This is a genomic window from Vibrio sp. 1167, assembly GCF_033340375.1.
In the GTDB taxonomy this organism is placed as follows: Bacteria; Pseudomonadota; Gammaproteobacteria; order Enterobacterales; family Vibrionaceae; genus Vibrio; species Vibrio alginolyticus.
The window spans coordinates 1-1,067 of record NZ_JAWOWK010000114.1 but is presented as its reverse complement, the minus strand read 5'-3'; the positions used below and the strand labels follow the sequence as shown (position 1 = coordinate 1,067).

1 rRNA gene is annotated in these 1,067 nt (G+C 53.5%); it reads right to left on the bottom strand.

What is annotated here, in order from left to right:
- Nucleotides 1-1,067 (bottom strand): 16S ribosomal RNA (locus R7Z78_RS24750); the annotation flags it as partial.

Below are 1,067 nucleotides of genomic sequence, written 5' to 3'. Positions count from 1 at the left end.
TAAGGAGGTGATCCAGCGCCAGGTTCCCCTAGCGCTACCTTGTTACGACTTCACCCCAGTCATGAACCACAAAGTGGTAAGCGTCCCCCCGAAGGTTAAACTACCTACTTCTTTTGCAGCCCACTCCCATGGTGTGACGGGCGGTGTGTACAAGGCCCGGGAACGTATTCACCGTGGCATTCTGATCCACGATTACTAGCGATTCCGACTTCATGGAGTCGAGTTGCAGACTCCAATCCGGACTACGACGCACTTTTTGGGATTCGCTCACTTTCGCAAGTTGGCCGCCCTCTGTATGCGCCATTGTAGCACGTGTGTAGCCCTACTCGTAAGGGCCATGATGACTTGACGTCGTCCCCACCTTCCTCCGGTTTATCACCGGCAGTCTCCCTGGAGTTCCCGACATTACTCGCTGGCAAACAAGGATAAGGGTTGCGCTCGTTGCGGGACTTAACCCAACATTTCACAACACGAGCTGACGACAGCCATGCAGCACCTGTCTCAGAGTTCCCGAAGGCACCAATCCATCTCTGGAAAGTTCTCTGGATGTCAAGAGTAGGTAAGGTTCTTCGCGTTGCATCGAATTAAACCACATGCTCCACCGCTTGTGCGGGCCCCCGTCAATTCATTTGAGTTTTAATCTTGCGACCGTACTCCCCAGGCGGTCTACTTAACGCGTTAGCTCCGAAAGCCACGGCTCAAGGCCACAACCTCCAAGTAGACATCGTTTACGGCGTGGACTACCAGGGTATCTAATCCTGTTTGCTCCCCACGCTTTCGCATCTGAGTGTCAGTATCTGTCCAGGGGGCCGCCTTCGCCACCGGTATTCCTTCAGATCTCTACGCATTTCACCGCTACACCTGAAATTCTACCCCCCTCTACAGTACTCTAGTCTGCCAGTTTCAAATGCTATTCCGAGGTTGAGCCCCGGGCTTTCACATCTGACTTAACAAACCACCTGCATGCGCTTTACGCCCAGTAATTCCGATTAACGCTCGCACCCTCCGTATTACCGCGGCTGCTGGCACGGAGTTAGCCGGTGCTTCTTCTGTCGCTAACGTCAAAT